The 25,088-nt window shown below is 68.8% G+C and carries 32 protein-coding genes and 1 riboswitch; of the genes, 19 read left to right on the top strand and 13 right to left on the bottom strand.

Translation table 11 applies throughout. From position 1 onward, the window contains the following. On the top strand, positions 1-672 hold the full coding sequence (locus ACWAT3_RS10555; protein ID WP_460798236.1) for a response regulator transcription factor: 672 nt from the start codon (positions 1-3) through the stop codon (positions 670-672). 10 nt (positions 673-682) lie between these two features. Beyond that, positions 683-1,735 carry a sensor histidine kinase gene (locus ACWAT3_RS10550; RefSeq protein ID WP_460798235.1) on the top strand — a complete coding sequence of 351 codons (1,053 nt, stop codon included), beginning with the start codon at positions 683-685 and terminating at the stop codon, positions 1,733-1,735. A gap of 133 nt (positions 1,736-1,868) precedes the next feature. On the opposite strand, the gene ACWAT3_RS10545 is transcribed toward ACWAT3_RS10550, so the two are convergent. Further along, positions 1,869-2,522: an FMN-dependent NADH-azoreductase gene (locus ACWAT3_RS10545; RefSeq protein ID WP_460798233.1), complete on the bottom strand. Its 654-nt coding sequence runs from the start codon at positions 2,520-2,522 to the stop codon at positions 1,869-1,871. Between the two features lie 81 nt (positions 2,523-2,603). Here ACWAT3_RS10545 and ACWAT3_RS10540 point away from each other — a divergent pair, with 81 nt between their 5' ends. Beyond that, the gene (locus ACWAT3_RS10540; RefSeq protein WP_460798232.1) at positions 2,604-2,942 is read left to right on the top strand and encodes a winged helix-turn-helix transcriptional regulator; all 339 of its coding nucleotides are present in this window, start codon (positions 2,604-2,606) and stop codon (positions 2,940-2,942) included. Positions 2,943-3,161: 219 nt separating this feature from the next. Here ACWAT3_RS10540 and ACWAT3_RS10535 read toward each other — a convergent pair whose 3' ends face one another. Further along, complete coding sequence (locus tag ACWAT3_RS10535) at positions 3,162-4,670, bottom strand: SDR family NAD(P)-dependent oxidoreductase (protein ID WP_460798231.1); 1,509 nt, start codon at positions 4,668-4,670, stop codon at positions 3,162-3,164. Positions 4,671-4,727: 57 nt separating this feature from the next. Here ACWAT3_RS10535 and ACWAT3_RS10530 point away from each other — a divergent pair, with 57 nt between their 5' ends. The 8 genes from ACWAT3_RS10530 (at position 4,728) to ACWAT3_RS10495 (ending at position 10,046) form a co-directional block, all read left to right on the top strand. Beyond that, entirely contained in the window at positions 4,728-5,792 is a 1,065-nt protein-coding gene (locus tag ACWAT3_RS10530; RefSeq protein WP_460798229.1) for a M4 family metallopeptidase, read from the top strand. Continuing rightward, on the top strand, positions 5,770-6,264 hold the full coding sequence (locus ACWAT3_RS10525; RefSeq protein WP_460798228.1) for a hypothetical protein: 495 nt from the start codon (positions 5,770-5,772) through the stop codon (positions 6,262-6,264). The genes ACWAT3_RS10530 and ACWAT3_RS10525 overlap by 23 nt, the downstream gene beginning before the upstream one ends. A gap of 70 nt (positions 6,265-6,334) precedes the next feature. Then, positions 6,335-7,237: a VOC family protein gene (locus ACWAT3_RS10520; protein WP_460798227.1), complete on the top strand. Its 903-nt coding sequence runs from the start codon at positions 6,335-6,337 to the stop codon at positions 7,235-7,237. A gap of 26 nt (positions 7,238-7,263) precedes the next feature. Beyond that, positions 7,264-7,482: a hypothetical protein gene (locus tag ACWAT3_RS10515; protein WP_460798225.1), complete on the top strand. Its 219-nt coding sequence runs from the start codon at positions 7,264-7,266 to the stop codon at positions 7,480-7,482. 27 nt (positions 7,483-7,509) lie between these two features. Next, positions 7,510-8,088 carry a sugar O-acetyltransferase gene (locus ACWAT3_RS10510; RefSeq protein WP_460798223.1) on the top strand — a complete coding sequence of 193 codons (579 nt, stop codon included), beginning with the start codon at positions 7,510-7,512 and terminating at the stop codon, positions 8,086-8,088. After that, a complete protein-coding gene (locus ACWAT3_RS10505) occupies positions 8,088-8,633 on the top strand; it encodes a TetR/AcrR family transcriptional regulator (protein WP_460798222.1) in 546 nt (181 codons plus the stop codon). The genes ACWAT3_RS10510 and ACWAT3_RS10505 overlap by 1 nt, the downstream gene beginning before the upstream one ends. A 52-nt stretch (positions 8,634-8,685) precedes the next feature. Beyond that, positions 8,686-9,201, top strand: a complete 516-nt coding sequence (locus tag ACWAT3_RS10500) for a hypothetical protein (protein ID WP_460798220.1) — start codon at positions 8,686-8,688, stop codon at positions 9,199-9,201. A 47-nt stretch (positions 9,202-9,248) separates the two neighbouring features. Beyond that, on the top strand, positions 9,249-10,046 hold the full coding sequence (locus ACWAT3_RS10495) for a ribonuclease H family protein (RefSeq protein ID WP_460798218.1): 798 nt from the start codon (positions 9,249-9,251) through the stop codon (positions 10,044-10,046). Between the two features lie 13 nt (positions 10,047-10,059). On the opposite strand, the gene ACWAT3_RS10490 is transcribed toward ACWAT3_RS10495, so the two are convergent. Genes ACWAT3_RS10490 through ACWAT3_RS10475 form a run of 4 tightly spaced genes read right to left on the bottom strand, consistent with a single transcriptional unit; the run spans position 10,060 to position 13,397 of the window. Continuing rightward, complete coding sequence (locus ACWAT3_RS10490) at positions 10,060-11,208, bottom strand: ThiF family adenylyltransferase (RefSeq protein WP_460798216.1); 1,149 nt, start codon at positions 11,206-11,208, stop codon at positions 10,060-10,062. Further along, positions 11,205-11,924, bottom strand: a complete 720-nt coding sequence (locus ACWAT3_RS10485) for a thiazole synthase (RefSeq protein WP_460798574.1) — start codon at positions 11,922-11,924, stop codon at positions 11,205-11,207. The genes ACWAT3_RS10490 and ACWAT3_RS10485 overlap by 4 nt, the downstream gene beginning before the upstream one ends. Positions 11,925-11,979: 55 nt before the next feature. Further along, positions 11,980-12,213 (bottom strand): sulfur carrier protein ThiS, encoded by a 234-nt coding sequence (thiS, locus tag ACWAT3_RS10480; protein WP_460798214.1) that lies wholly within the window; start codon positions 12,211-12,213, stop codon positions 11,980-11,982. Then, positions 12,210-13,397 carry an FAD-dependent oxidoreductase gene (locus tag ACWAT3_RS10475; protein WP_460798212.1) on the bottom strand — a complete coding sequence of 396 codons (1,188 nt, stop codon included), beginning with the start codon at positions 13,395-13,397 and terminating at the stop codon, positions 12,210-12,212. Before ACWAT3_RS10475 ends, thiS begins: the two co-directional genes overlap by 4 nt. On the opposite strand from ACWAT3_RS10475, the gene thiE reads away from it, so the two are divergent. Next, positions 13,383-14,027, top strand: a complete 645-nt coding sequence (thiE, locus tag ACWAT3_RS10470) for a thiamine phosphate synthase (protein WP_460798211.1) — start codon at positions 13,383-13,385, stop codon at positions 14,025-14,027. The two genes, ACWAT3_RS10475 and thiE, sit on opposite strands and share 15 nt — an antisense overlap. Positions 14,028-14,074: 47 nt before the next feature. Beyond that, positions 14,075-14,182, bottom strand: a riboswitch (TPP riboswitch). Between the two features lie 44 nt (positions 14,183-14,226). Here thiE and ACWAT3_RS10465 read toward each other — a convergent pair. Next, positions 14,227-15,267, bottom strand: a complete 1,041-nt coding sequence (locus ACWAT3_RS10465) for a mechanosensitive ion channel family protein (protein ID WP_460798209.1) — start codon at positions 15,265-15,267, stop codon at positions 14,227-14,229. A 75-nt stretch (positions 15,268-15,342) separates the two neighbouring features. On the opposite strand from ACWAT3_RS10465, the gene ACWAT3_RS10460 reads away from it, so the two are divergent. Beyond that, positions 15,343-15,732: a DoxX family protein gene (locus ACWAT3_RS10460; RefSeq protein ID WP_460798208.1), complete on the top strand. Its 390-nt coding sequence runs from the start codon at positions 15,343-15,345 to the stop codon at positions 15,730-15,732. A gap of 64 nt (positions 15,733-15,796) precedes the next feature. Here the strand turns inward: ACWAT3_RS10460 and ACWAT3_RS10455 are convergent, their stop codons facing one another. Beyond that, positions 15,797-16,774, bottom strand: coding sequence for an SRPBCC family protein (locus ACWAT3_RS10455; protein ID WP_460798206.1), 978 nt, complete (start codon positions 16,772-16,774; stop codon positions 15,797-15,799). Between the two features lies 1 nt (position 16,775). Further along, the gene (locus tag ACWAT3_RS10450) at positions 16,776-17,159 is read right to left on the bottom strand and encodes an ArsR/SmtB family transcription factor (protein WP_460798204.1); all 384 of its coding nucleotides are present in this window, start codon (positions 17,157-17,159) and stop codon (positions 16,776-16,778) included. Between the two features lie 76 nt (positions 17,160-17,235). Here ACWAT3_RS10450 and ACWAT3_RS10445 point away from each other — a divergent pair, with 76 nt between their 5' ends. After that, the gene (locus ACWAT3_RS10445; RefSeq protein WP_460798202.1) at positions 17,236-17,898 is read left to right on the top strand and encodes a hypothetical protein; all 663 of its coding nucleotides are present in this window, start codon (positions 17,236-17,238) and stop codon (positions 17,896-17,898) included. A gap of 45 nt (positions 17,899-17,943) precedes the next feature. Here ACWAT3_RS10445 and ACWAT3_RS10440 read toward each other — a convergent pair whose 3' ends face one another. Further along, a complete protein-coding gene (locus tag ACWAT3_RS10440) occupies positions 17,944-18,885 on the bottom strand; it encodes a LysR family transcriptional regulator (protein ID WP_460798200.1) in 942 nt (313 codons plus the stop codon). A 123-nt stretch (positions 18,886-19,008) separates the two neighbouring features. Between ACWAT3_RS10440 and ACWAT3_RS10435 the strand changes: the two genes are divergently transcribed. Genes ACWAT3_RS10435 through ACWAT3_RS10425 form a run of 3 tightly spaced genes read left to right on the top strand, consistent with a single transcriptional unit; the run spans position 19,009 to position 21,628 of the window. Further along, positions 19,009-20,004 (top strand): DUF1852 domain-containing protein, encoded by a 996-nt coding sequence (locus ACWAT3_RS10435; RefSeq protein WP_460798198.1) that lies wholly within the window; start codon positions 19,009-19,011, stop codon positions 20,002-20,004. Then, on the top strand, positions 20,001-21,053 hold the full coding sequence (locus tag ACWAT3_RS10430; RefSeq protein ID WP_460798197.1) for a methionine synthase: 1,053 nt from the start codon (positions 20,001-20,003) through the stop codon (positions 21,051-21,053). The genes ACWAT3_RS10435 and ACWAT3_RS10430 overlap by 4 nt, the downstream gene beginning before the upstream one ends. 2 nt (positions 21,054-21,055) lie before the next feature. Then, positions 21,056-21,628 carry a flavin reductase family protein gene (locus tag ACWAT3_RS10425; protein ID WP_460798573.1) on the top strand — a complete coding sequence of 191 codons (573 nt, stop codon included), beginning with the start codon at positions 21,056-21,058 and terminating at the stop codon, positions 21,626-21,628. A gap of 152 nt (positions 21,629-21,780) precedes the next feature. Here the strand turns inward: ACWAT3_RS10425 and ACWAT3_RS10420 are convergent, their stop codons facing one another. The 3 genes from ACWAT3_RS10420 to ACWAT3_RS10410 form a co-directional block, all read right to left on the bottom strand. After that, complete coding sequence (locus ACWAT3_RS10420) at positions 21,781-22,995, bottom strand: MFS transporter (RefSeq protein ID WP_460798195.1); 1,215 nt, start codon at positions 22,993-22,995, stop codon at positions 21,781-21,783. Between the two features lie 331 nt (positions 22,996-23,326). Continuing rightward, positions 23,327-23,656, bottom strand: a complete 330-nt coding sequence (locus ACWAT3_RS10415; protein ID WP_460798193.1) for a DUF7882 family protein — start codon at positions 23,654-23,656, stop codon at positions 23,327-23,329. A gap of 52 nt (positions 23,657-23,708) precedes the next feature. Beyond that, entirely contained in the window at positions 23,709-24,185 is a 477-nt protein-coding gene (locus ACWAT3_RS10410; protein WP_460798191.1) for a MarR family winged helix-turn-helix transcriptional regulator, read from the bottom strand. A gap of 98 nt (positions 24,186-24,283) precedes the next feature. Here ACWAT3_RS10410 and ACWAT3_RS10405 point away from each other — a divergent pair, with 98 nt between their 5' ends. Beyond that, the gene (locus tag ACWAT3_RS10405; protein ID WP_460798189.1) at positions 24,284-24,523 is read left to right on the top strand and encodes a hypothetical protein; all 240 of its coding nucleotides are present in this window, start codon (positions 24,284-24,286) and stop codon (positions 24,521-24,523) included. After that, positions 24,523-25,080 (top strand): MarR family winged helix-turn-helix transcriptional regulator, encoded by a 558-nt coding sequence (locus ACWAT3_RS10400; protein ID WP_460798187.1) that lies wholly within the window; start codon positions 24,523-24,525, stop codon positions 25,078-25,080. The genes ACWAT3_RS10405 and ACWAT3_RS10400 overlap by 1 nt, the downstream gene beginning before the upstream one ends. Positions 25,081-25,088: the final 8 nt, after the last annotated feature.

Here is a 25,088-nt window from a genome sequence, read left to right as displayed (position 1 = left end):
ATGCGCGTGCTGATCGTCGAGGACGAGCCCTACCTCGCGGAAGCCGTCCGAGACGGCCTCCGTCTCGAGGCGATCGCATCGGACATCGCCGGCGACGGCGACACCGCGCTCGAGCTGCTGAGCATCAACGCCTACGACATCGCCGTGCTCGATCGCGACATCCCCGGCCCGTCGGGCGATGACGTGGCGAAGTGGATCGTGGCGTCGGGCAGCGGCATCCCGATCCTCATGCTGACCGCGGCCGACCGGCTCGACGACAAGGCGTCCGGGTTCGAGCTCGGCGCGGATGACTATCTGACGAAGCCGTTCGAGCTGCGCGAACTGATCCTGCGGCTGCGTGCGCTGGACCGCCGACGCGCGCATGTCCGACCTCCCGTGCTCGAGATCGCCGGGCTCCGACTCGACCCGTTCCGACGCGAGGTGTTCCGCGACGAGCGGTACGTGTCGCTCACCCGCAAGCAGTTCGCGGTACTCGAGGTGCTCGTCGGCGCAGGCGGCGGGGTCGTGAGCGCCGAGGAGCTGCTCGAGCGCGCATGGGATGAGAACGCCGATCCGTTCACGAACGCCGTCCGGATCACCGTCTCATCGCTGCGCAAGCGACTAGGTGATCCGGCGCTCATCGTCACGGTCCCCGGCGTCGGCTACCGGATCGGAACGGATGCCGATGCCTAGGCCGCGGGGCATGAGCGCCCGCCTCAAGCTCACCCTCAGCTACGCGGCCGTCGTCGTGACGTCCGGCGTGCTGCTGCTCGCCGCGGTAGCTGTATTCCTTCTGCGGTATGTACCGGATGCCGTCGACTTCTTCCCCAATCGCGGCGACCTGACTCGGGCGTTCATCCCCTCTGCGATCTTCGTGATGCTCGTGCTGCTGGGGCTCGGACTCGGCGGCGGATGGTGGCTGGCCGGTCGGATGCTGGCCCCCCTGGATCGGATCGGAGCTGTCGCCCGCGCCGTCGCGCAGGGTTCGCTGTCGCAGCGCGTCGGAATGGAAGGACCGGGCGACGAGTTCCGCGACCTCGCCGATGTGTTCGACTCGATGCTCGATCGGCTCGAGGCCGATGTCGCCGAGCAGCAGCGTTTCGCTGCGAACGCGTCGCACGAACTGCGCACGCCGCTGGCGATCTCGCAGACGATGCTCGAGGTGGCCCGCACCGATCCCGAGCGCGACGTCGACGCCCTGATCGACCGGTTGCAGCAGGTGAACGCCCGTGCGATCGAGCTGACCGAGGCGCTGCTGGTTCTCAGCCGCGCCGAGCGGCGCGCCTTCGCCAGGGAGAGCGTCGAGGTCTCGCTGCTGTGCGAGGAGGCGGTCGAGACTCTCGCTCCGCTGGCCGACCGGCACGGGGTCACGATCGATGTCGGAGGGGATGCCGGGACCGTGATCGGCTCGCCTGCCCTGCTGCAGCAGCTGGTCACGAACCTCGTGCACAACGCGATCGTGCACAACGTCCCGGCCGGAGGAACCGTTGCGGCGCGCTCGCATGCGCTCCCCGGAGCGATCGCGCTCGTGGTCGAGAACACCGGACCGCCGCTCTCGCCGGCGATGATCGAGACGCTCACAGAGCCGTTCCAGCGCGGCGCCGAGCGCGCGCGGACCGATGATCACGTCGGGGTCGGACTCGGTCTCGCCATCGCGCGGCGGATCGCCGAGGCGCATGACGGCGAACTCGTGCTGTCGCCGCGTGACGGCGGAGGGCTCGTCGTCACGGTCTGGCTGCCGCGCGCCCTGATCTGACGCGGGGCATGTGGATGCCTCGGCTCCGGGCCGCTGGTACACCTGCACGACGCGGGAACACCTGCACGACCGGATGCCGGAATCCACCGTGCATCCGTGCCCCGATCGTGCAGGTGTCCTCGCGAGGGGGATGTCAGGCCGCGGCGCCGCGCTTCGCCGCGATCTCGCGACCGTACGTGCGGGCGGACTCCTCCGCCGCCTGCTTCAGCTCCTGAGCGGCGTCGGCGAAGGCATCCATCGCCGGGTTCACGCCCACCAGGGTGAACGGGCGCTGGACGACGCGGAGGTCGAGGCCCCAGACGTCTTCGAGGACGCGCCGCAGCCACGCGGTGGAGTGGTCCCAGCCCTCCTTCGGGGTGCCGGGGGCGTAGTTGCCGCCGAGGACCGTGACGAGCGTGGCAGGCTTGCCGTTCAGCGCGGTGCCGGCCGGGTCGATGCGCGGGTCGGTGTAGGCCAGGTCGAACCAGGTCTTGAAGTGCTGCGAGACGCCGTAGTTGTAGAGCGGGACGGCGAACAGCAGCGCGTCGGCGCCGATGAGCTCGTCGGCGAACGTCGTCGCGAGTTCGCGGGCGGCGTTCTGCGCGTCGGTCCGCTGTGCGGCGTCGACGAAGCCGCCGGTGACGGCATCGGCCCAGGCGGTCGCCGGGACGGGATCGAGTGCCAGATCACGACGCGTGACGGTCGAATCCGGGTGCGCGGCGGTCCACTCGGCCTCGACGAGGTCGGCGAGCGAACGGCTGGCGGAGCTCGCGGGCAGGATGCTGGCATCCAGACGGAACAGCGACATGAGGGGCAGTCCTTTCTCTTTTCGTAGTCGCTCTGTTTTTCTTAGCGACTGCGGACAGACTAGCACCGTTAGACTGTGGTCATGGCCGAGACCGAGGTGAGCGTCCAGATCTGCGACGCCGCAGTCACTCTGGCCTTCAGCGTGCTCGGAAAGCGCTGGAACGGAATGATCGTCGCCACGCTCGGCGGCGGCGCGACCTCGTTCGCCGCACTGCGCAGAGCCGTCGACGGCATCAGCGACACCGTTCTCTCCGACCGCCTGTCCGAGCTCGCACAGGCGGGGCTCGTCGTGCGCACGGTCGACGCCGGCCCTCCCGTCTCGGTGTCCTACGAGCTCAGCGAGAGCGGCCGCGGTCTGCTGCCCATCCTCGATCAGCTCGGCCGGTGGGCATCGGCGAATCTGGGCGCGCAGGCGCACTGACCGGGGCGGTCCGGATGCCGCGCGTCTCGCCGCGCCGGCGGGACAGTTGCACGATCCGGGAACACATGCACGACCGGATGCCGGTATTCATCGTGCATCCGTTCCCGGGCCGTGCATCCGTTCCCGGACAGCGCCGCCTGGTGCGAACGCGGGTGACGCCACCACGGGGGCCGACACGGCGAGCCGACACGGCGAGCCGCCCGAGCGATGGCGGAGACGTCACCAGGGGTTCGGCTTGTAGTCCTTGAGGAAGACGCCGTAGAGGTCGTTGCCCGCCTCGCCCTGCACGATCGGGTCGTACACGCGTGCGGCGCCGTCCACGAGGTCGAGCGGAGCGTGGAAGCCCTCCGCGGCGAGGCGCACCTTGGTGTAGTGCGGGCGCTCGTCCGTGATCCAGCCGGTGTCGACCGCGGTCATGAGGATGCGGTCGGTCTCCCACATCTCCCCCGCGCTCGTGCGCGTGAGCATGTTCAGCGCCGCTTTCGCCATGTTCGTGTGCGGATGCCCCGGCCCCTTGTATCGGCGCGAGAACTGGCCCTCCATGGCGGACACGTTGACGATGTACTTCTTGTCGAACCCGGATGCCGTCATCGACGCCCGCAGCCGGCTGATCAGCAGGAAGGGGGCCGTCGTGTTCGCCAGTTGCACCTCGAGCATCTCGAGCGGGTCGACCTGGTCGACCGACTGCACCCAGCTGTTGCTGCGGTTGACGTCCGGCACGAGACCGCCGGCATCGATCGCCGTGCCGTCCGCGTGCTTCTCGAGCGACGATGATCCCGGCGCCATGGCGAGCTTCGCGAGCTCTTCGGCGGTGAGCGCCTGTCCCCCCTGCTCGGCGACGGTCCCGGCGAGCGCGGCGACCGAGAGCAGCGGATGAGCATCCACCGACGCCTGCAGCGCCTGGGGGTGCGGGTCGGCCGTGTGTCCGAAGGTCTCCATCTCGGGGAGCGGTCCGTCCGGCAGCGGCTGCAGCTCGGCATCCGCCAGCAGCGAGTACGCACCCGGCGAGCGCCGCACCGTCTGGGCAGCGTTGTTGATGAGGATGTCCAGTGGACCCTGCGCCGCGACCGAATCGGCCAGGCCGATCACCTGGGCAGGGTCGCGCAGGTCGATCCCGACGATCCGCAGGCGGTGGATCCAGTCCGACGAGTCCGGCAGCGAGGTGAAGCGGCGGACGGCATCGCGCGGGAACCGCGTCGTGATCGTCAGGTGCGCGCCGTCACGCAGCAGACGCAGCGCGATGTACATGCCGATCTTGGCGCGCCCGCCGGTGAGCAGAGCGCGGCGCCCGGTGAGGTCGGTGCGCGCATCGCGACGCGCATGGCTGAAGCGTGCGCAGTCGGGGCAGAGCTGGTGGTAGAACGCGTCGACCTGCGTGTACGGCTGCTTGCAGATGTAGCAGTTGCGCGGCTTGAGCAGGGTTCCTGCGGTTGGCGCCTCGGTCGATGCTGCGAGCGGGATGCCCCGCGTCTCGTCGTCGATGCGGTCCGGTGCTCCGGTTGCGGTGTTGGCGACGACGGCCTTGTCCGCTTCGGCGATCGCGTCTCGGATCTCTTTGCGACGCACCCGCTTGGCCGCCTTGAACATCGTGGCCGTCGCGCGCCGGACGGTGATGAAGTCAGGGTGCTCCTGATCGATCTCGTGCAGAGCGCCGAGCACGCGCAGCGTCGTCTCGAGGTCGGCGGGGTCGATGCCGGAGTCCAGCACGGGGTCAGGGGCATCGGTCATTGCGCCGATTTTACGCGAGCCACCTGTATGTCGCCGGTCCGGCGTACGGTCGTTGTCATGAGCACAACATCCCCCGGCATCGTCCCCGCCTATCTGCTCGCACGCCTCGCCGAATCGGGGCGGTTCCCCCGTGCTGCGGATGCCGCGCGGCAGACGCTCCTCGCCGGCCGGCCCGCGTTCCGCGGGCGCATCGATCTGTCGATCGACGCGGACGGCTCGCTCGTCGCCCAGCTCTCGGACGCCCCGAACCGCACGATCAGCGACGCGCAGAACGCCGAGACGCTTCCGGGCATCATCGTGCGCTCCGAGGACGACGACGCCGTCGAGGATGCCGCGGTGAACGAGGCGTTCGACGGTCTCGGCGCGACTTTCGAGCTGCTGCTCAGCGCCTTCGCCCGCAACTCGCTCGACGATGCCGGCGCCCCGTTGGATGCCACCGTGCACTACGGCGTCGACTATGACAACGCCTTCTGGGATGGCGAGCGCATGGTGTTCGGCGACGGCGACGGCGAGGTGTTCCGCGGTTTCACCGGCTCGCTGTCGGTGATCGGTCATGAGCTCGCGCACGGCGTCATCCAGCACACTGCTGGCCTCGAGTACCAGGGGCAGTCCGGTGCGCTCAACGAGTCCATCGCCGACGTGATCGGGGCACTGACCGAACAGCACGCCGCCGGGGAGACCTCGGAGCAGGCCGACTGGCTGGTCGGCGAGGGCATCTTCACCGACGAGGTGCAGGGCCGCGCGCTGCGTTCCCTGATCGAGCCGGGCACGGCGTACGACGACGACGAACTCGGCAAGGACCCGCAGCCCGCGCACATGCGGGACTTCGTGAACACCACGGAGGACAACGGCGGCGTGCACATCAACTCGGGCATTCCGAACCGCGCGTTCGCGCTGACGGCGCGGGAGCTGGGCGGCCACGCCTGGGAGCGGGCGGGGCAGGTCTGGTACCGCGCGCTGACCGGCGGACTGTCGAGCACGGCGGATTTCCGGACGTTCGCGGATGCCACTGCGGATGCCGCGACCGAGTTGTACGGTGAGGAATCGGAGGTGACGACCGCCGTCCGCACGGCGTGGACGACGGTCGGCGTGTACGAGGATGAGCGATCAGCACCACGATGACATCGTGACGATCGTCGTCGTGCGCACCGGCGGCTTCGCCGGTCGCCGACGCCGATGGACAGTGGATGCCGCCAGCGACGACGCCGATCGATGGCTCGTCCTGGTTGACGCCTGCCCGTGGGACGACCCATCTCCGGCCGCATCCGCCCCGAACGACGCTGCGCCCGGGCAGCAGGATGGCGCCGAAGAATCGGAGGGAACGCCTGGACTCGAGCCGGGCACGGACCCCGACGTCGCCCCCGCCCCCGCACCGGCCCCGCGCACCGAACCGACACCGACTCCGACACCGACACCGACTCCGACTCCGGCATCCGATCCCGCGGTCGGTCGCGAAGCGTCCCGCGGCGCCGACCGGTTCGTCTGGAGCATCCGCGCGCACACGCCGCAGCAGCGACTCGAACGGCAGCTACCGGAGCCCGAGCTCGTCGGTCCGTGGCGAGTACTCGTCGACGCCGTCCGATCCGCGGGCTGACGACGCAGACGCCCTTGCACCGACGGCGCGGCTGGCGCACTCTGGAAGCACATCGAGCGACGGAGAAGTCATGGCGCAGAAGATCGTCCCCAATCTCTGGTTCACCCGCAACGCCGACGAGGCGGGCGGCTTCTACAGCGAGGTGCTCCCGAACACGGGTTCCACGGTGAGCGCGCGCTATCCCGACGAGGTTCCTGATTGGCAGGCGGAGTTCGCCGGCGAGACCCTCGTGGTCGATCTGGACGTCGACGGCTACCTGATCGCCCTCATCAACGCGGACGACGCGTTCCGTCCGAATCCGTCGATCTCGTTCATGCTGAACTTCGATCCACTGGCGTTCGACGACGATGCGGATGCGGCCAGACGGGCGCTCGACGAGACCTGGGAGGGACTGTCGAGCGGGGGTCGCGTCCTGATGGAGCTCGGCGAGTATCCGTTCAGTCGCCGCTACGGGTGGGTCGAGGACCGCTTCGGCGTGAGCTGGCAGCTCATCCTGACCGACCCGGAGGGCGAGCCGCGGCCCTTCGTCATCCCTCAGCTCATGTTCGCGGGCCCGGTGCAGGGCAAGGCGCAGGAGGCCGCCGAGTTCTACGTCTCCCTGTTCGACGACGCACGCCTCGGCTTCATCGCCGAGTATCCGGCACCGACCGGGCCGGCCGCCGCCGGCGACGTCATGTTCGGCGAGTTCCAGCTCGCCGAACAGCCGTTCGCGATGATGGACTCGGCCGTCGAGCAGGATTTCACGTTCGGCTACGGTGTCTCGCTCGAAGTGCGCTGCGCCGATCAGGCCGAGATCGACCGGCTGTGGGAGGCGCTCAGCGCGGTGCCTGAAGCCGAGCAGTGCGGCTGGCTCGCCGACCGCTACGGCGTGAGTTGGCAGATCGTGCCCGCGAATATGGGCGAGCTCATGGCGCGGCCCGGTGCCTACGACACGATGATGCAGCAGAAGAAGATCGTCATCGCGGACTACTGACCCTCGATCGAGCGCACAATGGTCGCATGGGAATGTTCTCGCAGCGCCCCGAGGAGAAGAGCACGTGGGCGGCTCTGCCCGGCGAGCCGGTGGAGTCGGATGCCGCGGACGTGCTCCCCTCCGGCGACATCGATCCGCTGAGCATCGGCCTCGGCGCCTCCGTCGAATCGATCGTCTTCCCGGTCGCGCCTCCGTCGCCCGAAGCATCCGATCACAGCGACGGCGAGCCGCCGACGACCACCTGACCGATCTGCATGTGTACACTCGTACGCATGCAGGATTACTTCCTCGGTGACCCTCGGACGAACCATGAGCGGATGCTGGCTGGCGACCTCTACATCGCCGACGATCCCGAGATCGAGAAGCGGTCGGCGCGCGCGGCGCGCCTGGCTGATCTCTACCACCGCCAGGTGATCTCGGGCGATCCGGCCGCCCGCGGCTGGCTCCAGGATCTCATCGGGGATCTCGCCCCGGATGCCGTGATCCGCCCTCCCCTGTTCGTCGACTACGGCGAGCACATCTCGATCGGTGCGCGCACGTTCATCAACTTCAACCTGACGGCGCTCGACGTCGCGAAGATCACGATCGGCGCCGACTGTCAGATCGGGCCGAACGTCCAGCTGCTCACGCCGACCCATCCGGTCGATCCTCAGCCCCGACGTGACAAGCTCGAGGCCGCGCAGCCGATCACGATCGGCGACAACGTGTGGCTCGGCGGCGGCGTCATCGTGTGCCCCGGCGTCACGATCGGCGACAACAGCGTGATCGGCGCCGGATCCGTCGTGACCAGGGACATTCCGGCGGACGTCGTCGCGGTCGGCAACCCGGCCAAGGTCATCCGGAGCATCTGATGGCGACGAACCCCCGTTACGACCCCGCACGACGGGACCGCATCATCGACGCGTGCCTGGACGTCATCGCCGAACGCGGTGTCGCCGGCACGACGCACCGGCGCGTGGCCGAGGCGGCAGGGGTCCCGCTGGGGTCGATGACGTATCACTTCGACGGAATGGACGATCTGCTCCGTGCGGCCTTCACGCGCTTCTCGCACGAGGTCGCCGACGGCTTCGAGGCCAGGCTCGGACGCGAGATGACCCGGGAGGAAGCGAAGGATGCCGTGGTCGATCTCATCCAGCAGGACGTCTTCGCCGGACACCGAGAGCTCGTGCTCTCGCATGAGCTGTACACGCTCGCGGCGCGCGACCAGCGCTATCGGGAGCTGACCGGCGCGTGGATGAGCCGCAGCCGCGTGGTGCTCGAACGCCACTTCGACCCGATGACCGCGCAGCTGCTCGATGCGCTGATCGAGGGCGTCAGCATCCACAGCGCTCTGGATGTGACGCCGACCGATCGCGCCCTCATCCGCGAGGCGGTCGACCGGGTCGTCGGTCCGTAGCCCGCGGGCAGGGCGCGCCTGCGGTGGCGCCGGTTCATGATCTGATGTTCCTGTGATCCGCGACACGATTCGGCCTCTCCTGCTCCTGCCCGGCCTGGCCGTCGCCTTGACGGGGTGCGGTGCCCTCGGCATCCCCGAGTCGCTGGACGACGAGGCGCTGGGGCAGATCTCGGAGCGCGTCTCCGACGTGCAGGACGGCCTGGAGGCGAGCGTCCGAGCCGATGCCAAGCCGTGCGAAGGGCTGTGCCAGCGGATCTACGTCGACCTGGTGCCGACGACGCCGGACTACACCGCGGTCGACATCGCACTGGCGATCCACGAGGCGGACACCGCCCTCGAAGAGCGATCGATCTCGGCTTTCGAGTGCTGCTTCCACTCGAACAGCTGGGAGCTCGCGGACGCCCAGTACCTCGATGCGCTGCTTCTCGAGATCCCGGCCCTGGGTTACGACGCATTCCGGGATGCCGAGCTGGGCCGGCCGCTCTACGACTGCCGTTCGTTCGCCGCGATCGACGCCAGGGACCGCCTGGAGGCCTTCCTCGCCGAGCAGGGCGCGCCGGGATTCTGATCGCACCGTGCAGAATGGCACCGGCGCCGCGCGGCTACGCTCGAAGGATGACGATCACCGCCGCCGCAGACGGCTCCGCCCTGGGCAATCCCGGCCCGAACGGCTGGGCCTGGTACATCGACGACGCGAACTGGGCAGCGGGCGGTTCCCCGCACGGCACCAACAACCAGGGTGAGTTGCAAGCGGTGCTCGAGCTGCTGCGCGCGACGGCCGGCACGGACGAGAAGCTCGTGATCGAGTGCGACAGCAAGTACGTCATCGACTCGATCACCAAGTGGATGCCGGGCTGGAAGCGCCGCGGCTGGCGCAAGTCCGACGGTGGTCCCGTGCTCAACCGCGACCTCATGGAGGCGCTGGACGAGGCGATGCGCGGACGCGACGTCTCCTTCTCGTGGGTCAAGGGTCACGCCGGCCACGCACTGAACGAAGCGGCCGACGAGCGGGCGAACGCCGCGGCCAAGGCCTACCAGCTGAAGGTCGAGCCGCGCCGCGGTCCGGGTTTCACGCTGGCATCGGATGCCAGGGACGCCGTCGCCGGTTCGGCAGCCGTCGCCGCGAGCGCACGACCCGACACCGCTCCTTCCTCGGCGTCGCGCATCGCCGTCTCCTCCGCGTCGAGCGTCGCGGCAGCCGCAGCCTCGTCTGCGCCGTCCCCCGCAGCGGCGGCGTCACTGGCCGCGCCACTGTGGGCCGAGGCATCCGATCTGCTGGCCGGGCTCGACGCCCCGGCGGCCGAGGCGATCGACCTCGTCGTCCCGCTCACGTCGGAGCAGCACGCGCGCCTGCGCGACCGCGCCGACGCGCAGGGCATCTCGCTCGAAGAGGCGCTGCGCCGACTGATCTGAGGCCGCCTGACACTCAGATCTGCACGGCCGAGACACTCCCGGTCAGCCAGCGCACATCACGGAAACCACGATCGACGAGCAGTCCAGCCGCGCGCTGGGCGCGCACTCCCGACGCGCAGACGAGCACGACCGCATCCGTCGGCGCGAGAGCCTTCGGCGGCGACCCGGCGACCTCTGCCAGCGGGATCCGCAGGGAACCGGCGAGGATCCCGTCCGTCTCGTGCGGTTCGCGCACGTCGATCACGATCGGCGCGCGCCCACCCGCGAGCTCAGCGGCGAGCGCGGACGGCAGCACGGCGGTCGCTCCGGCACCCGCACCCGCACCGACACCCGCGCGGCATCCCGAGCCACCCGCCTGCCCGATCGTTGGACTCCGATCCGCCAGCAGGGACATGTTCGGCCCGGCAGTTCGACTCGGATCCGGCACGACGGAGAAGGTCCGCCAGGTCGCATCCAGCGCGTCGAGGAGCATGATTCGGCCGAGCAGCGCATCGCCGACGCCGGTGATGAGCTTGACCGTCTCGGCAGCCATCATGGCCCCGATCGCGTGGCACGCCATGCCGAGCACTCCCCCGGTCGCACACGTCGCCGCGGCATCCGGAACATCAGGATGCAGGTCGCGATAGCTCGGACCGTGCGGCGGCCAGAACACGCTCACCTGCCCGGTGTACCCGAGCACGGCACCCCACACGGTCGGGATGCCGAGCCGCTCGGCGGCATCCGCGACGAGGTAGCGCGTCGCGAAGTTGTCCGAGCCGTCGACGACGACGTCGTAGTCGGCCAGGATCCGCTCGGCGTTCCTGTCGCTCAGCCGGACCCGGCGCTCCTGCACCCGCACGTGCGGGTTGATCTCGGACATCGCCTCGTGCGCCGATGTGGTCTTCGCCCGCCCGACGTCGCCCGTTCCGTGCAGCAGCTGACGGTGCAGGTTCGCGACCTCGACCACGTCGTCGTCGACGATCCCGATGGTTCCCACACCCGCCGCCGCGAGCGCGGCGAGCACGGGGGTTCCAAGCCCTCCGGCACCGATCACGAGCACGCGCGCAGCGGCGAGTCGGCGCTGGCCGAGCTCGCCGAAACCGGGCAGGGCGATCTGCCGCGCATACCGCGACCGTGCCGCGTCGTCGAGCGGCGCGGCCGGTGCGATCAGTGCCCCGCTCACAGGTCCGGCCTGCCGGCCATGGTCGACGACGCCAGTGCGTGCTCGCGGCGCGGGATCCGTCCGGCGCGCGCAGCCAGACGTCCTCCGATCACGGCGTGGCGGAACGCGGCGGCCATCCGGTCCGGATGATCGGCCCGGGTGATCGCGGTCGCGAGGAGCACGGCGTCGCAGCCGAGTTCCATGGCGAGCGCGGCATCCGAGGCGGTGCCGATACCGGCGTCCAGCACCACGGGAACCGACGAGCGCGAGACGATCAGTTCGATGTTGTGCGGGTTCAGGATGCCGAGGCCAGTGCCGATGGGAGCTCCGAGCGGCATGACAGCCGCGGCTCCGAGATGCTCGAGGCGGAGCGCGAGCGCCGGGTCGTCGTTCGTGTACGCGAACACCTGGAACCCGCGCTGGACCAGTTGCTCGGTCGCATCCACGAGTTCGAGGGCATCGGGCAGGAGGGTGTCTTCGTCCGCGATCACCTCGAGCTTGATCCAGTCGGTCTCGAACGCCTCGCGGGCCAGCTCCGCCGTGAGGACGGCCTCGCGGGCGGTGAAGCATCCGGCCGTGTTCGGCAGCAGCCGGATGCCGCGCTGCGCGATCATCGGATACAGCGCCGCCCCTTCACCTGGTGCGTACCGTCGGACGGCGACGGTCGTGAGCTCTGTACCGCTCGCCGTGAGAGCGGCGTCGAGGTCGGCGAGGTTCTCGGCACCGCCGGTGCCCATGATGAGCCGTGAGCCGAGCGCGACGCCGGCCACCTCGAACGGGTCGTCGATCAGGTCAGCCACCCTGCACCGCCGTGAGGACCTCGACCTCGTCGCCCGCGGCCAGCGCGGCGGAGCTCCACCGGCTGCGCGGAACGACGGCCTGGTTGACCGCGACGGCGATGCCGAGCGGTGAGCCGTCTGTCGCGATGCCGTCCGCTCCGATCGCGCGGCCGGTGAGGTCGGCGATCAGGTCGGTCACGGTGCCGGCGGCCTGGGCCGGTGCCCCGTTGAGCAGGATGTCGATCATGGTGCCTCCACGGTGTTGATCGGGTGAGCAGGAGCGGACGAAGAGAGCTGTGCCGTGTCGAATCGATCAGGCCGGAACGCATCAATCATCGGCGTCCCGGTTCCGGCGACGAGCGCGTCGACCACGGCAGCGGCGATCGGCGCGAGCATCACGCCGTGCCGCCCGAAACCGGTCGCCATGATCAGGCCGGGGGCGAGCCGCCCCAGCAGCGGCGCATTGTCCGGGGTCACCGGACGCGCACGCGCCGTGGCCTCGCGCAGCGACAGCTCGAGGACCGCGGGGACGACCGTCGCTGCGTCCCGGAGGAGCTCGTACACGCCGCCGACCGAGACCTCGCCGCCACCGTGCTCGCGCTGCGTCGCTCCGATCACGAGAGTCCCGTCGAGGCGGCGCACGAGATACACCGACGCGCCCCGGACGCGCGCGCGGACGGTATGCGCGAGAAAGGGCTGCAGCCGCGCGGGTACGTTCGCGCGCAGGATGTCGCCGTGCACGGGCCGCATGTGCACGGCGTTCGGCAGCCCGCTCAACTCCGCGGCGCCGAGCGCGGCAGCGACCACGACCTCGTGCGCTGCGACCGAGCCGGTGCCGGCGAGATCGACGCCGGTCGCCGGCGAGGCGGCATCCGTCGGATCGGCATGCCGGATGCCGGTGGCCCGTGCGACGATGACCCGGTCGCCCAGGGCCGCACGCAGGCGCGCGACGAGCGCCCGCGGGTCCACCCGATGCTCGTGGACCCGACGGATCGCCGAAACGCGCGGACCCAGCAGCGGTTCGAGGCGCCTGGCCTGTCGCGTCGTGAGAGTTTCGACCTGATCCGGATGCCGTGCGGCGACATCGTCCAGCATCCGGCGATCGGCGTCGTCGACCGCGACGAGCAGCGTCGCGGCCTCCTCGTATCCGCACGCGCCACCGCGTGGAACGCCCTGAAGGAACTCGGGGTAGCGCTGCGATGAGGCCACCGCCAGTGCGTGCAGCGCCGGCTCGGTGAGCCGTTCCTCGCTGATCGGAGCGATCATGCCCGCTGCGGCATACGTCGCCCCCGCTGTCGGCGCAGGGTCGACGACCCGCACGTCCCGACCGGCCCGCACGAGCTCCCATGCGATCGCGAGGCCGATCACCCCGCCGCCGATGACGACGACCTCCGCAGACGCCGATACACTCGCCGGGTGCTCCTCGCCCATGCCCAGCTGTACCTCTGCACCGATGCCCGCCGCGACCGCGGAGACTTCGCGGCCTTCGTCGATGCTGCCTTCTCCGGCGGCGTCGACATCATCCAGCTGCGCGACAAGCGGCTCGAGGCCGCTGAGGAGCTCGAGTTCCTGAGCATCCTGCGCGCGATCGCCGAACGCCATGACCGACTGTGGTCGGTCAACGATCGCGCCGACATCGCCGCCACCGCGGCATCCCCGGTCCTGCACCTCGGGCAGGGCGACCTGCCCAGGCCGAGCGCGCGGCGGATCGTCGGCGACACCGTCGCTCTCGGCCTCTCGACGCACGACACCGCCCAGCTGCACGCCGCCAGAGCTGAAGCCGATCTCGGCTACTTCTGCGTCGGCCCCGTGTGGGCCACGCCGACCAAGCCTGGCCGGCCGGGCGTCGGGCTCGATCTCGTGCGCGCGGCGGCCGAGGCCGACCGGCGCGACGGAGCCGTGCGCCCGTGGTTCGCGATCGGAGGGATCGATCACGACACGGTCGACGAGGTCGTGGATGCCGGGGCGCAGCGCATCGTGGTGGTCCGCGCCATCACCGAAGCGGACGATCCGGCCGAGTCCGCACGTCGACTGCGCGCGCGGCTGCCCGAGATCGTCTGACGCCGGGCGTCGTGAGGGTGCGCGGGAACGCGCACCCCGATGGGGGTGCTCACTGGGGTCCTACTTCCTACGCCGGCATTACCCGGACAGGTTCGACGGTCGCAGGCAGCATCAGCCAGATCTCAGCCCGTGCTCGGGCACCCGTGTGGTCGGGACGATGCTAGCAGAGGGTCGTTGCGGCCCCCGTGGTCGCGATCGGCTACGTCGCCGGTGCGTCGACGAGCACCCGCGTCCGCGGCAGAGCCTCTGGATGCTCCTGTTGCAGCCAGGCCATCATGTTCTCGCGGACGTGGCAGCGCAGATCCCACTGGTCGGAGGAGTCCTTCGCGGACATCACGAACCGCACCGTGACGTGCCCGCCGACCGAATCGGTCACGACGGCGCCAGCGGAACGGCCGTCCCAGGTGGGGGCGGCCTCGACGATCTCGAGGAACTTCTCGCGCACGGCATCCATCGGGACGCGCCAGTCGAGGTCCATGTAGACGGTGCCGAGGATCTTGTCCGAGTGGCGGGTCCAGGTCTCGATCGGGTTGGTGGTGAAGTAGCTGCACGGCACGACGAGTCGGCGCTCGTCCCAGATGTAGACGACGACGTACGACAGGTTGATCTCGCCGATCGTGCCCCATTCGTCCTCGACGACGACCACGTCGCCGACGCGGATCGCGTCGGTGAAGGCGATCTGGATGCCCGCGATGAGGTTCCCGAAGATCGACTGGGCGGCGAGGCCCGCGATGATGCTGACGATTCCGGCGGATGCAAGAAGGCTGGTCCCGACGACGCGCAGTTCGGGGAAGGTGAACAGGGCGGTCCCCACGGCCGCGACGCCGATGAGCACCAGCACCAGGCGATGGATCACGATCACCTGGGTGCGGCGGCGGCGCATGTCGGCCCCGATGAGCGTGGCGTCGTTGCGCAGCAGGAGGCGTTCGAAGCCGAACGACACGAGTGCTGCGATCAACCAGGCGCCGAAGAGGATCGTGAGGATGAGGAAGAGCCGCGCGACCCCCGGCCACCACTGCTCCTCCAAGGGCTGCGAGACCGCGCAGGCGATCCACAGGGCGATGACCGCGCAGAGTGCGGCCCAGGCCCGGCGGATGCGGCGATCCAGGTCGGCGACCCACGGGACCTTGCGACTCACGATCGTCGCGATGAGCCGTGTCAGCACCACGGCGATGACGGCGGCGAGCAGAGCGATGGCGATAGCGACGGCTGTTCCGGTCCAGGAGGTCCAATCGATCATCACTCCACCGTACGTCGCCCCGGCAACCGGATGCGAGCCGCCCGGAACGGCCGATCGGGCGCGTACACTCGCACCATGTCGTCTCCCGCACGGACCATCGGCCGCCTCTTCCTCGGATCCGCGCTCGTGTTCGCGGGCGTCTCGCACCTCACGTTCGCCCGTGAGGAGTTCCGCGCGCAGGTGCCGGAATCCGTGCCCCTCGACCCGGACACGACGGTCGTCGCATCGGGTGTCGTCGAGGTCGGCCTCGGCGCCGCGCTGCTGTTCGCCGGACGACGCCGCAGCCTCGTCGGAAAGGTCGCTGCACTGTTCTTCCTCGCAGTGTTCCCCGGCAACGTGTCTCAGTGGATGCACCAGCGCGACGGCTTCGGACTCGACACCGACATGAAGCGCTTCGTACGGCTGTTCTTCCAGCCGGTGCTCATCGCGCTCGCGCTCTGGTCGACGAAGAAGGGGCGAGGCTGACGGTTCCCGACGCACGAGACCGGCCGCCCCGCGCGGGGGACGACCGGTCTCTGAATCGCTTCGATCAGACGGTGAGCAGGGTGCTCTCCAGACGTGCATAGGAGGACTCCATGCCGTCGGCCATGCCGGTGGCGAGGATCATGTCCCGCGTCTCGACGTCGGGGTACTCGATGAGCAGCGTGATGAGCGTGGCGCCGTCCTCCTCATAGAGGTTCAGGTCGTTGAGCGTCTCGGTCGGCATCCCCTGCATGCGCTCGGTGGTGACCGAACGACGCGGCGGGTCGAACAGCAGGACCTCGCCCTCGAAGCCGAACGGCTCGCCCTCGGTGTCGCCGACCGGAGCCCACGACGTGCGATAGGAGGCGCCGACCTCGGTACCAGGGATGTTCTCCGTCATCTCCCAGCCATCGGGTCCCAGCATCCACTTCTCGAGCAGTTCGGGGTCATGGTGCGCGCGCCAGACGAGCTCGCGCGGACCGTTCACGAGCCGGGTGATGCGGACGTGCGTGTCGTCGAGAAGCTCGACCTGCGTGCCCTTGCCCTGTGCGTACTCGCGGAGGTCCTGCAGGACGGCGTCGAGCTGCCCCATCGCCATCTTGATGCCCTCGACCTGTCCCATCTCGACGACCTGCTCCAGGGCGTCGACCGAGTCGAAGTGGCTCGTGGTCGTCATGCGCGTGCCGCCGGCGGTGGACTCGAAGGCGAACGACATCCGCTGCGCGGGGAAGCCGTCGAGCGGGTTGCCGTCGTCGTCGACGAACGAGTCGAGGACCTCGAAGCGGTGCGGCTCCTCGATGGCGACGAACTCCCACGAACCGGACGACTTCTCGCCTCGAGGGCCGTTCATCGCATAGACGGCGCGGCCGCCGACCGTGTGGTCCCAGGTCGTGAAGGTCGCGGGCCATCCAGGAGGACCCCAGAAGCGTTCGAGCTGGCGCGGATCGCTGTAGGCGTTCCAGACGCGCTCGATCGGTGCGGCGAAGTCCGCGACGACGGTCATGGTGAGAGCGTCGACATCGGTGGTGACGTCGGTGACAGGCATTTCAGTCTCCTTGCTGGTGGGTGTCGGTGGTGTCGGTGTCGCGACCGGCTGGCGTCTCGGCCAGCAGGTCGTCGAGCCGGGCGATGCGCGATCGCCACAGCTCTTCGTATCGGGCGAGGAGCGCCCTGGCGCGGGCGATCATCGCGGGGTCGGCGCGGACGAGCCGCTCGCGTCCCTCGGCGCGCTTGATGATGAGGTGCGCGGCCTCGAGCACGGCGACGTGCTTCTGGACGGCCGCGAACGACATGTCGTACTCGGCGGCGAGAGTCGAGACGGACTGCTCCTGCTCGATCGTCCTGCGCAGGATGTCACGCCGCGTCGACGTCGCCAGTGCGTGAAACACACGGTCGATCTCCGCTTCGCTCAGTTCTGTTTGTGCAACCATTTGGTTGTACGTTATGCCAGAGCGGATGCCGTGTCAAGAGATTCTTGTCGGGATCGCGGTGCGGGAGACTGGGGCGATGTCCGATCCCACGCCAGCACTCCGTCAGGACGCCGACCACCGCGACGCCGAACATGCCTTCACCGACGCCGGCTGGACCCCGTGCGGCGCGGGCGACTGGGCCATCGCACTGCTGTCGCCGGACGGGCGAGCCGTCGCACGCATCAGCCCATTCGACCCGACCGCGCCGTACACGGCCGAGCTGTACCGCCGCGCCGAGCACACCCTGCTCGTGCCGCGACTGCTCGCGCATCGTCGCCTCGCGGGCGGCGGAGACCTCCTGCTCATGGAGCGCCTGCATCCGGTCGATCCCGCGGATGCCGCAGGACTGCACCGCCTCATCGCGGAAGAGGACGAGAGCGTCGCCGAGCTGACCGGCATCCTGCACGAGATCCACGCGCGAGCCATCGCAGAGCTGCCCTGGTGCGGACCGATCGACGACAACCCGTCGAACGTCATGCGCGGATCCGACGGCAGGCTCGTCCTGACCGACCCGTTCTACGCGGACGGACCGGCGCTCTACGCGACGGCCGCGGCGGATCCGGATGCCCTGGTCGCCCGCATCCCCGAGGATCAGCGCCGCTTCATGACCGAGATCCCCCTGGCCGCCTCCGGCCCGTGGGACGCCGCGGACCGCGAGGCCATGCGGGCGGGCCTGGTCGCCGCCGACGCCCGGCGCTGACCACCACCGGCATCCGCTCCGGGGATTCGAGTCACGCAGCCACGGCTACGCGAGCACCTCGACCCCGAACCCCGCGACGACCGCCCGCACCTCTTCGAGGTACCGCTGCGCCTGATCGGTGAGCGGGATCGAGGCGTGGTCGATCCAGCCGATCTCGATGCGCTCGTCGACGTCGAGCGGGATCGCGATGATCTCAGGGTCGAGTTCGTCGCTGATGATGCCCGTCGAGATCGTGTAGCCATCCAGGCCGATCATGAGGTTGAAGATCGTCGCGCGGTCCGAGACCCGGATCTCCTGTTTGCTCGACATGGTGGAGAGGATCTCCTCCGCGAAGTAGAACGAGTTATTGGAGCCCTGATCGAACGTGAGCCGCGGCAGATCCGCGAGGTCCTCGAGGGTCGCTCGGCTCCGACCGGCGAGCGGGTTGCTCCGCGAGATGAAGATGTGCGGTTCGGCACGGAAGAGCGGATGGAACGCGAGACCCGAATCCCGGAGCAGCTTGTCGATGACTCTCCGGTTGAACTCGTTCCGATAGAGGATGCCGACCTCACTGCGCAGCGTCCGGACATCCTCGATGATGTCCCACGTGCGCGTCTCGCGCAGCGAGAACTCGTACTCGGCCGCGCCACTCGCCTTGACCATGCGCACGAACGCATCCACGGCGAACGAGTAATGCTGAGTCGAGACCCCGAGCAATCGTCGCATGGGCGGCCGACCGAGGTAGCGCTGCTCGAGAAGCACCACCTGCTCGACGACCTGCCTCGCGTACCCGAGGAACTCGGCGCCATCGGGGGTGAGCGTGACGCCACGTGCCGAGCGGACCAGGAGGGCGCGGCCCACACGAGCCTCGAGATCCTTCATCGCCGCGGACATCGTCGGCTGCGCGACGTACAGAAGGTCGGCCGCCGCGGAGATCGAGCCTTCCGCGGCGACCTCGATGAAATAGCGCAGCTGCTGCAGCGAGAGACCGCTGGATCCTTGTGCCATAGGCAGACTCTATACGAACCTATAGCCAAGCCGAGTTACCTGATATCCGCGGCGCTCGTTCACGATGGATGCATCCCCCTTCGAAGGCCGACCCCGGCCGCAGAGCAACCGGATTGGCCACACATGGCGGACGAATTCGCTTTCAGCATCACGACCACGCGCTTCGACGAGGACTACTCGCCGTCGGAGAGCTCCCGCGCCACGACGAACTTCGCCAATCTGGCCCGCGGTGAGCACCGCCAGGAGAACCTCCGCAACGCTCTGACGATGATCGATCGCCGCTTCAACGATCTCGCGCACTGGGACAACCCGCACGGCGACCGCTACTCCGTGGAGCTAGACATCATCTCCGTGCAGCTGGAGTTCTCCGCCGAAGGAGCCGATCGGCAGTTCCCGCTGATCGAGGTCCTCGACGTCTGGATCGTCGACCGGCTGACGGGCGCCCGCCACCACGGCATCGTGGGCAACAACTTCTCGTCCTACGTCCGCGATTTCGACTTCAGCGTCCTTCTGCCCGCCGCCAAGGCGAGTGCCGGAGCGCCTGCGATCCCTGACGACTTCGGAGATCTGCACGGCAAGCTCTTCGAGCACTTCCTCGGCTCCACCGCCTACCAGGAGCGCTTCTCGACGTCGCCCGTGATCTGCATCAGCGTCTCGACGAGCCGGACGTATCGTCGGACCGGAAACCACCACCCCGTGCTCGGCATCGAGTACCAGCAGGACGGCGATCCCGCTCTGACCGACGCCTACTTCGGCAAGATGGGCCTTCGGGCTCGCTACTTCATGCCCCGCGGCAGCGCAGCGCCGCTGGCGTTCTACTTCCGCGGCGATCTGCTGAGCGACTACACGGATCTGCAGCTCATCGGCACCATCAGCACCATGGAGACGTTCCAGAAGATCTACCGTCCAGAGATCTACAACGCGAACTCCGCGGCCCCTGCCGTCTACCGACCGAGCCTGCAGCAGGACGACTACTCCCAGACGCGGATCTCCTACGACCGCGCCGAGCGCAGCCAGCTTGCGATCACTCAGGGCAAGTACACCGAAGAGCACTTCATCACGCCGCACCGGGATGTTCTCGAGCAGTGGGCCGCCGACTATCTGGTTCCCGTCGCATGACCGGGAACTCTCTCCTGCCGACCTCGATCGTCGGCAGCCTGCCCAAGCCGTCGTGGCTCGCACAGCCCGAGACCCTGTGGTCGCCCTGGCGGCTCGAAGGCGCCGAACTGGTGGAGGGCAAGCACGATGCTCTGCGCGCCGCAGTGCAGGAGCAGACCGCCCGTGGCATCGACATCATCAGCGACGGCGAGCAGACGCGGCAGCATTTCGTCACCACGTTCATCGAACATCTCAGCGGCGTGGACTTCGAGCACCGCGAGACCGTCCGCATCCGCGATCGCTACGATGCGAGCGTGCCGACCGTCGTCAGCGCGGTCGAGCGCAAGCAGCCCGTCTTCGTCGAGGACGCGAAGTTCCTCCGCGCCGCGACCGATCGTCCGATCAAGTGGGCGCTCCCCGGCCCGATGACCATGGTCGACACCCTCTACGACGCCCACTACAAGAGCCGCGAGAAGCTGGCGTGGGAGTTCGCGACGATCCTCAACCAGGAGGCGCGCGAACTCGAAGCCGCAGGTGTCGACATCATCCAGTTCGACGAGCCGGCCTTCAACGTCTTCTTCGACGAGCTCAAGGATTGGGGCGTCGCGGCGCTCGAACGGGCCGTCGAAGGGCTGCGCGCCGAGACCGTCGTGCACATCTGCTACGGCTACGGCATCAAGGCGAACAACGACTGGAAGGCGTCACTCGGGTCGCAGTGGCGCCAGTACGAGGAGTCCTTCCCGCTGCTTCAGCGCTCCAGCATCGACACCGTCTCGCTGGAGTCGCACCACTCGCACGTGCCGGTCGAGCTGATCGAACTCCTCCGCGGCAAGAACGTCATGCTCGGCGCGATCGACGTGGCCGATGAGGCCGTCGAGACGCCCGAGGAAGTCGCGGACACACTGAGGAAGGCGCTCGACTTCGTCGACGCGGACAAGCTCATCGCCAGCACGAACTGCGGCATGGCACCGTTCCGGCGCGACATCGCCCTCGCCAAGCTGAGTGCGCTCAGCGCGGGTGCGGGGATCGTTCGCGACGAGCTGTCCCGCCCCGCCAGCCGCGTGGCGTGAGCATGTTCCACGCGTACCCTGCTGATGCGTGGGTCCCGGCTTCGAAACCCGGCTTCTCGTCATCGCTCTCGGCTGACGAGTTCAAGGCGTTGTTCCGCGGCCACCCGGGCGGCGTCGCCGTCATCACGGCGGATGCGGGCGACGGGCCGGTAGCGCTGACGGCCACGTCGGTCGTATCGGTCAGCGCCGAGCCGCCGCTGCTGATCTTCTCCGTCTCGGCCCTGTCATCGGCATCCGTCGTGCTCTCGCGCGCGGAGACCGTCGTCGTGCACCTGCTGGACACCCACGATCTCGAGCTCGCCAAGCTCGGCGCGACGCCCGGCATCGATCGCTTCGCCCAGGCGCACACGTGGACACGTCTCGCCACGGGCGAGCCGGTGTTCGACGGCGTCCGCGCGTGGGTGCGCTGCGCGGTCATCAACCGCATGGATGCCGGAACGTCGACCGTCATCGCCGCGCACGCACTGGAGTCCCGCATCGAACGCGACATCGACCCCGGCGAGCCGGGCGACGCGCTGGTCTATCACAATCGCGGTTGGCACCGCCTCGGGGAGCATTCCCGCATCCAGGGGTGACCGACGGGCGCTGTCAGCATCCTGCGCTGGTACAGATGTCGGGCGCGGTCACGGATGTCGGTTCAGATCGCCGCTCACCGCCGACATCTGCAATCCGCGACCTCTGTCGCCGACCGGCACATGGTCACCGGCACATGGTCACCGGCACATGGTCACCGGCGCTCCGGCCGCTTCTCCAGCACACCGGCCAGCGCGAACGCGACGAGTCCGGCGACCGGAGCGATGAGCAGCCCGGCCTGGAGGCTCACGGTGTCGGCGATGAATCCGACGAACGGCGGTGACAACAGGAACCCGAGCCGCAGCAGCCACGACACGACCGTGAGGCCGGCACCGTGACGCAGGCCGGGCAGCTCGTCCGCGGCGTGCATGGCGGCGGGGATCAGCGTCGCGATGCCGAATCCGACGGCCGCGAAGCCGGCGATCGTGCCCGGCACACTGGGGAACGCCAGCGCGAACCCCATGCCGACCGCGGCGATCAGGCCACCGACCCTGGCCACGGCCCGCTGCCCGAACCGATCGGTCAACGGGTCGCCCAGAAGCCGTCCGATGAACTGTGCGCCGACGAGTGCGATGAAGCCGAGGGATGCGATGGCCGCCGGCGCTCCGAGCGAGTCCGACAGGTAGAGGGCCGCCCAGGTGTTGCCCGCATCCTCGGCCACGGCGCCGGCCATCGCGATCAGCGTCAGGGCGATCAGCATCCAGACGGTGCGCGGGCTGATGCCCCGACGAGCGGGCGCGACCACGGCATCGGCAGCATCGGGAAGGGCCTGTTCGTCATGACCCGGCAGGCAGAAGCGCAGGGCGACGAGCGCGACCACGACGAACAGCCCCGTCGAGATGGACAGGTGAACCCCGATCGGGATCTGCAGCGCGATGGCCGCCGCCGCCATCGATCCGCCCAGCACGGCGCCGATCGACCAGATGGCGTGGAAGCCGTTGATGATCGACCGGCCGAAGCGCTTCTGCACGCGCAGTCCGTGAGCGTTCTGGGCGACATCGGTGATCGCATCCGATGCACCACCGATGAACAACGCCAGGGCGAAGAAGATCACCGATGGCGCAACGGATGCCGACAGCAGGCCGAGTCCGGTGAGGATCGTCCCGAAGACGGCGACTCTGGCCGACCCGACGCGACGGATCAGTGCGGCGGCGGCAAGCCCTGCAAAGATCGCACCGGCCGGGAACGCCGCGACCGCGACACCGTACGCGACGTTGTCGAGCTCGAGCGCCGATTTGATCTCCGGGTAGCGCGGCAGGAGATTGGCGAACAGAGCACCGTTGGTGAGGAACAGCGCGGAGACGGCGATGCGCGCGCGCCGTGCGTCGCGGTCGGGCCGCGAAGGTCGAATCGATTCGTTGCCCGTCACAGCGCCGATGCTACCGGCCGAGCTCCCCGGTCTCGAATCAGCCGACGATCAGCTCGGCACCCGCTCGGGTGCGACAACCGAGGATGTCGAGCGGGCGGTTGCCACGACAGCATCCCTCGCCTGGTCGAGATCGTCGAAGCGACCGATGAACTCCGATCGCGCACTGAACGCGCTGAATCCACCTCCGGGCGTGCCGTTCACCGAACCAAGGAACTGCCGCCCATCGTTGCCGACGTAGAAGCCTGGATCGACCTCGACCCACAGGCCACGCGAACGCGATACCGAGCGCGCCGCGGGGGCAGGCGCTTTCTTCCCTCGTGCGAACACGGCGTCACGCCCCCATCGGCTGAAGCTCACGCGGGCGCGCCCGGTCAGCGGTGAACATGTCGCGGGTCAGATCGAGGCCGCCGCTCGAGCTCGCTGCGTTCATCATCTCGACGACCAGCGGGCGATGCAGTTCGAGGCTCTCATCCAGGATGAATCGAAGGGGGATGGCTGCGTGGAGCCACAGCGTCTCGAGCGCGCCGCGTTCGTCACGAAGCGTCAGCGCGAACGACTCGTTGCGACGCAACTTCGTGACGATGACCAGGCGCAGGTGCGCGAGCAGTTCGTCTTCCACTTCGAACGGAGTGGTGTCGTTTCCGTAGATCAGCGATCCCACGATGTCTCCCTCATCAGAACTATCTCGAGAGAAAGATTACTAGATTACCTAGCTAAATGACAGTCTGCGATGGAAGCTCACCGATCTCCTGCGTCAGACGACGCAGATATCGATCGATGGTCGCGACCTCGTCGACGCTGAACTCGTCGGAGATCGAGGAGATGCGCTGGGTCAGCTCATCCACCGGTGAATGCAGGTCGCGAAGAGACGGTCGAAGGATCTTCGATCGCGCGTCTGAGGGATGCGGTGCGATGACGATCTGGCCACGTTCCTGCAGGCGGCGCAGCACACTGGTGACGGCGGCGGTGCTGACATTCAAGTGCGCCGCGAGGCCACCGGGTGTCGCGGGCGCACCCTCGCGCGCGCCGGCGATGAACCTCATCGCCTCACGATCGGTGTCGTTGGGGGCGCGCAGCGAGGTCAGGCGTCGCGCGAGCTGCGCCTCGGCGCGACGAAGTTCCTCCACGCGCGCAGCCAGGAGCACCGCGCCGGCGGTATCCCCGTTCACCATCTCCACCCCCACAGTCATGATTCTACTTGACTGCCACGTAACGAGATAGCCTAGCGAAATGGGAGGTGAACAGCCACTCCGACGGATGCGAAGATAGACCTCGGAGGAAACAATCCATGGTCGAGCGATACACCATCGAGGAGGCCGGGTACGTGATGTACGCCGACCTGCTCGAACGCCTGCGCGAGCGCTTCCCGTCGACCCCGACATGGCGACTCGAGCAGATCGTGAGCGCCGAGAACGAGGCGATCACCGGCGGAATCCTGCACATCGTTCCGGCCGAGGTCGAATCCGGGGCGATCGAGATGCTCACCCGTGAGCACACCCGTCTGAGCGGCGACGAGGAGGTGGCCTGATGGAGAACTCCCACGACTATGGACGCTCCGGCTACTGGTATCCGGAGGCCGACACCGCCAGCACAGTGGATGTGCTGAACCTCCTGCGTCGATACCGCGCTGCAGAGACGGCCATGCGCGCCCGAACCCGTTCGTCCATGGGCATGAACGAGACCGACCTCGTCGCCCTTCGATTCCTGCTGCGCGAGCAACGCGCCGGCCGCATCGTGCGCCCCATCGACATCGCTCGCATGCTCGACATCTCGACGGCGTCGACCACCACCCTCATCGACCGACTCGAGAGGGGCGGTCATGCCCGCCGCGAACCGCACCCCACCGACCGCCGCGCCGGCGTCGTCGTTCCCACCGTCAGCAGTGACGACGAAGTGAGGGCGACGCTCGGCGCGATGCACCGCCGCATGCTCAGCCTGGTCGATGAGCTCAGCGACAAGGAGCGCGCTGTTGTCACGCGCTTCCTCGCGGGAATGACCTCCGCAGTCGAGGAAGCCGCAGATCTCGACCAGGAACTCCGCGACGTCGTTCCGTCGCAGGACAAGGCCGAACCCGCCGGGGAGTGACCCAGCTC

This window comes from Microbacterium sp. GXF0217, from assembly GCF_054798195.1.
This window is presented reverse-complemented; position numbering and strand designations above follow the sequence as displayed.

What these genes read in the sequence shown, in the direction of transcription:
- ACWAT3_RS10555 (WP_460798236.1), top strand. Translation starts at nt 1, where the DNA reads ATGCGCGTGCTGATCGTCGAGGACGAGCCCTACCTCGCGGAAGCCGTC.
- ACWAT3_RS10550 (WP_460798235.1), top strand. Translation starts at nt 683, where the DNA reads ATGAGCGCCCGCCTCAAGCTCACCCTCAGCTACGCGGCCGTCGTCGTG.
- ACWAT3_RS10545 (WP_460798233.1), bottom strand. Translation starts at nt 2,522, where the DNA reads ATGTCGCTGTTCCGTCTGGATGCCAGCATCCTGCCCGCGAGCTCCGCC.
- ACWAT3_RS10540 (WP_460798232.1), top strand. Translation starts at nt 2,604, where the DNA reads ATGGCCGAGACCGAGGTGAGCGTCCAGATCTGCGACGCCGCAGTCACT.
- ACWAT3_RS10535 (WP_460798231.1), bottom strand. Translation starts at nt 4,670, where the DNA reads ATGACCGATGCCCCTGACCCCGTGCTGGACTCCGGCATCGACCCCGCC.
- ACWAT3_RS10530 (WP_460798229.1), top strand. Translation starts at nt 4,728, where the DNA reads ATGAGCACAACATCCCCCGGCATCGTCCCCGCCTATCTGCTCGCACGC.
- ACWAT3_RS10525 (WP_460798228.1), top strand. Translation starts at nt 5,770, where the DNA reads ATGAGCGATCAGCACCACGATGACATCGTGACGATCGTCGTCGTGCGC.
- ACWAT3_RS10520 (WP_460798227.1), top strand. Translation starts at nt 6,335, where the DNA reads ATGGCGCAGAAGATCGTCCCCAATCTCTGGTTCACCCGCAACGCCGAC.
- ACWAT3_RS10515 (WP_460798225.1), top strand. Translation starts at nt 7,264, where the DNA reads ATGGGAATGTTCTCGCAGCGCCCCGAGGAGAAGAGCACGTGGGCGGCT.
- ACWAT3_RS10510 (WP_460798223.1), top strand. Translation starts at nt 7,510, where the DNA reads ATGCAGGATTACTTCCTCGGTGACCCTCGGACGAACCATGAGCGGATG.
- ACWAT3_RS10505 (WP_460798222.1), top strand. Translation starts at nt 8,088, where the DNA reads ATGGCGACGAACCCCCGTTACGACCCCGCACGACGGGACCGCATCATC.
- ACWAT3_RS10495 (WP_460798218.1), top strand. Translation starts at nt 9,249, where the DNA reads ATGACGATCACCGCCGCCGCAGACGGCTCCGCCCTGGGCAATCCCGGC.
- ACWAT3_RS10485 (WP_460798574.1), bottom strand. Translation starts at nt 11,924, where the DNA reads ATGGGCACCGGCGGTGCCGAGAACCTCGCCGACCTCGACGCCGCTCTC.
- thiS (WP_460798214.1), bottom strand. Translation starts at nt 12,213, where the DNA reads ATGATCGACATCCTGCTCAACGGGGCACCGGCCCAGGCCGCCGGCACC.
- ACWAT3_RS10475 (WP_460798212.1), bottom strand. Translation starts at nt 13,397, where the DNA reads ATGGGCGAGGAGCACCCGGCGAGTGTATCGGCGTCTGCGGAGGTCGTC.
- ACWAT3_RS10465 (WP_460798209.1), bottom strand. Translation starts at nt 15,267, where the DNA reads ATGATCGATTGGACCTCCTGGACCGGAACAGCCGTCGCTATCGCCATC.
- ACWAT3_RS10460 (WP_460798208.1), top strand. Translation starts at nt 15,343, where the DNA reads ATGTCGTCTCCCGCACGGACCATCGGCCGCCTCTTCCTCGGATCCGCG.
- ACWAT3_RS10455 (WP_460798206.1), bottom strand. Translation starts at nt 16,774, where the DNA reads ATGCCTGTCACCGACGTCACCACCGATGTCGACGCTCTCACCATGACC.
- ACWAT3_RS10450 (WP_460798204.1), bottom strand. Translation starts at nt 17,159, where the DNA reads ATGGTTGCACAAACAGAACTGAGCGAAGCGGAGATCGACCGTGTGTTT.
- ACWAT3_RS10445 (WP_460798202.1), top strand. Translation starts at nt 17,236, where the DNA reads ATGTCCGATCCCACGCCAGCACTCCGTCAGGACGCCGACCACCGCGAC.
- ACWAT3_RS10440 (WP_460798200.1), bottom strand. Translation starts at nt 18,885, where the DNA reads ATGGCACAAGGATCCAGCGGTCTCTCGCTGCAGCAGCTGCGCTATTTC.
- ACWAT3_RS10435 (WP_460798198.1), top strand. Translation starts at nt 19,009, where the DNA reads ATGGCGGACGAATTCGCTTTCAGCATCACGACCACGCGCTTCGACGAG.
- ACWAT3_RS10430 (WP_460798197.1), top strand. Translation starts at nt 20,001, where the DNA reads ATGACCGGGAACTCTCTCCTGCCGACCTCGATCGTCGGCAGCCTGCCC.
- ACWAT3_RS10425 (WP_460798573.1), top strand. Translation starts at nt 21,056, where the DNA reads ATGTTCCACGCGTACCCTGCTGATGCGTGGGTCCCGGCTTCGAAACCC.
- ACWAT3_RS10410 (WP_460798191.1), bottom strand. Translation starts at nt 24,185, where the DNA reads ATGACTGTGGGGGTGGAGATGGTGAACGGGGATACCGCCGGCGCGGTG.
- ACWAT3_RS10405 (WP_460798189.1), top strand. Translation starts at nt 24,284, where the DNA reads ATGGTCGAGCGATACACCATCGAGGAGGCCGGGTACGTGATGTACGCC.
- ACWAT3_RS10400 (WP_460798187.1), top strand. Translation starts at nt 24,523, where the DNA reads ATGGAGAACTCCCACGACTATGGACGCTCCGGCTACTGGTATCCGGAG.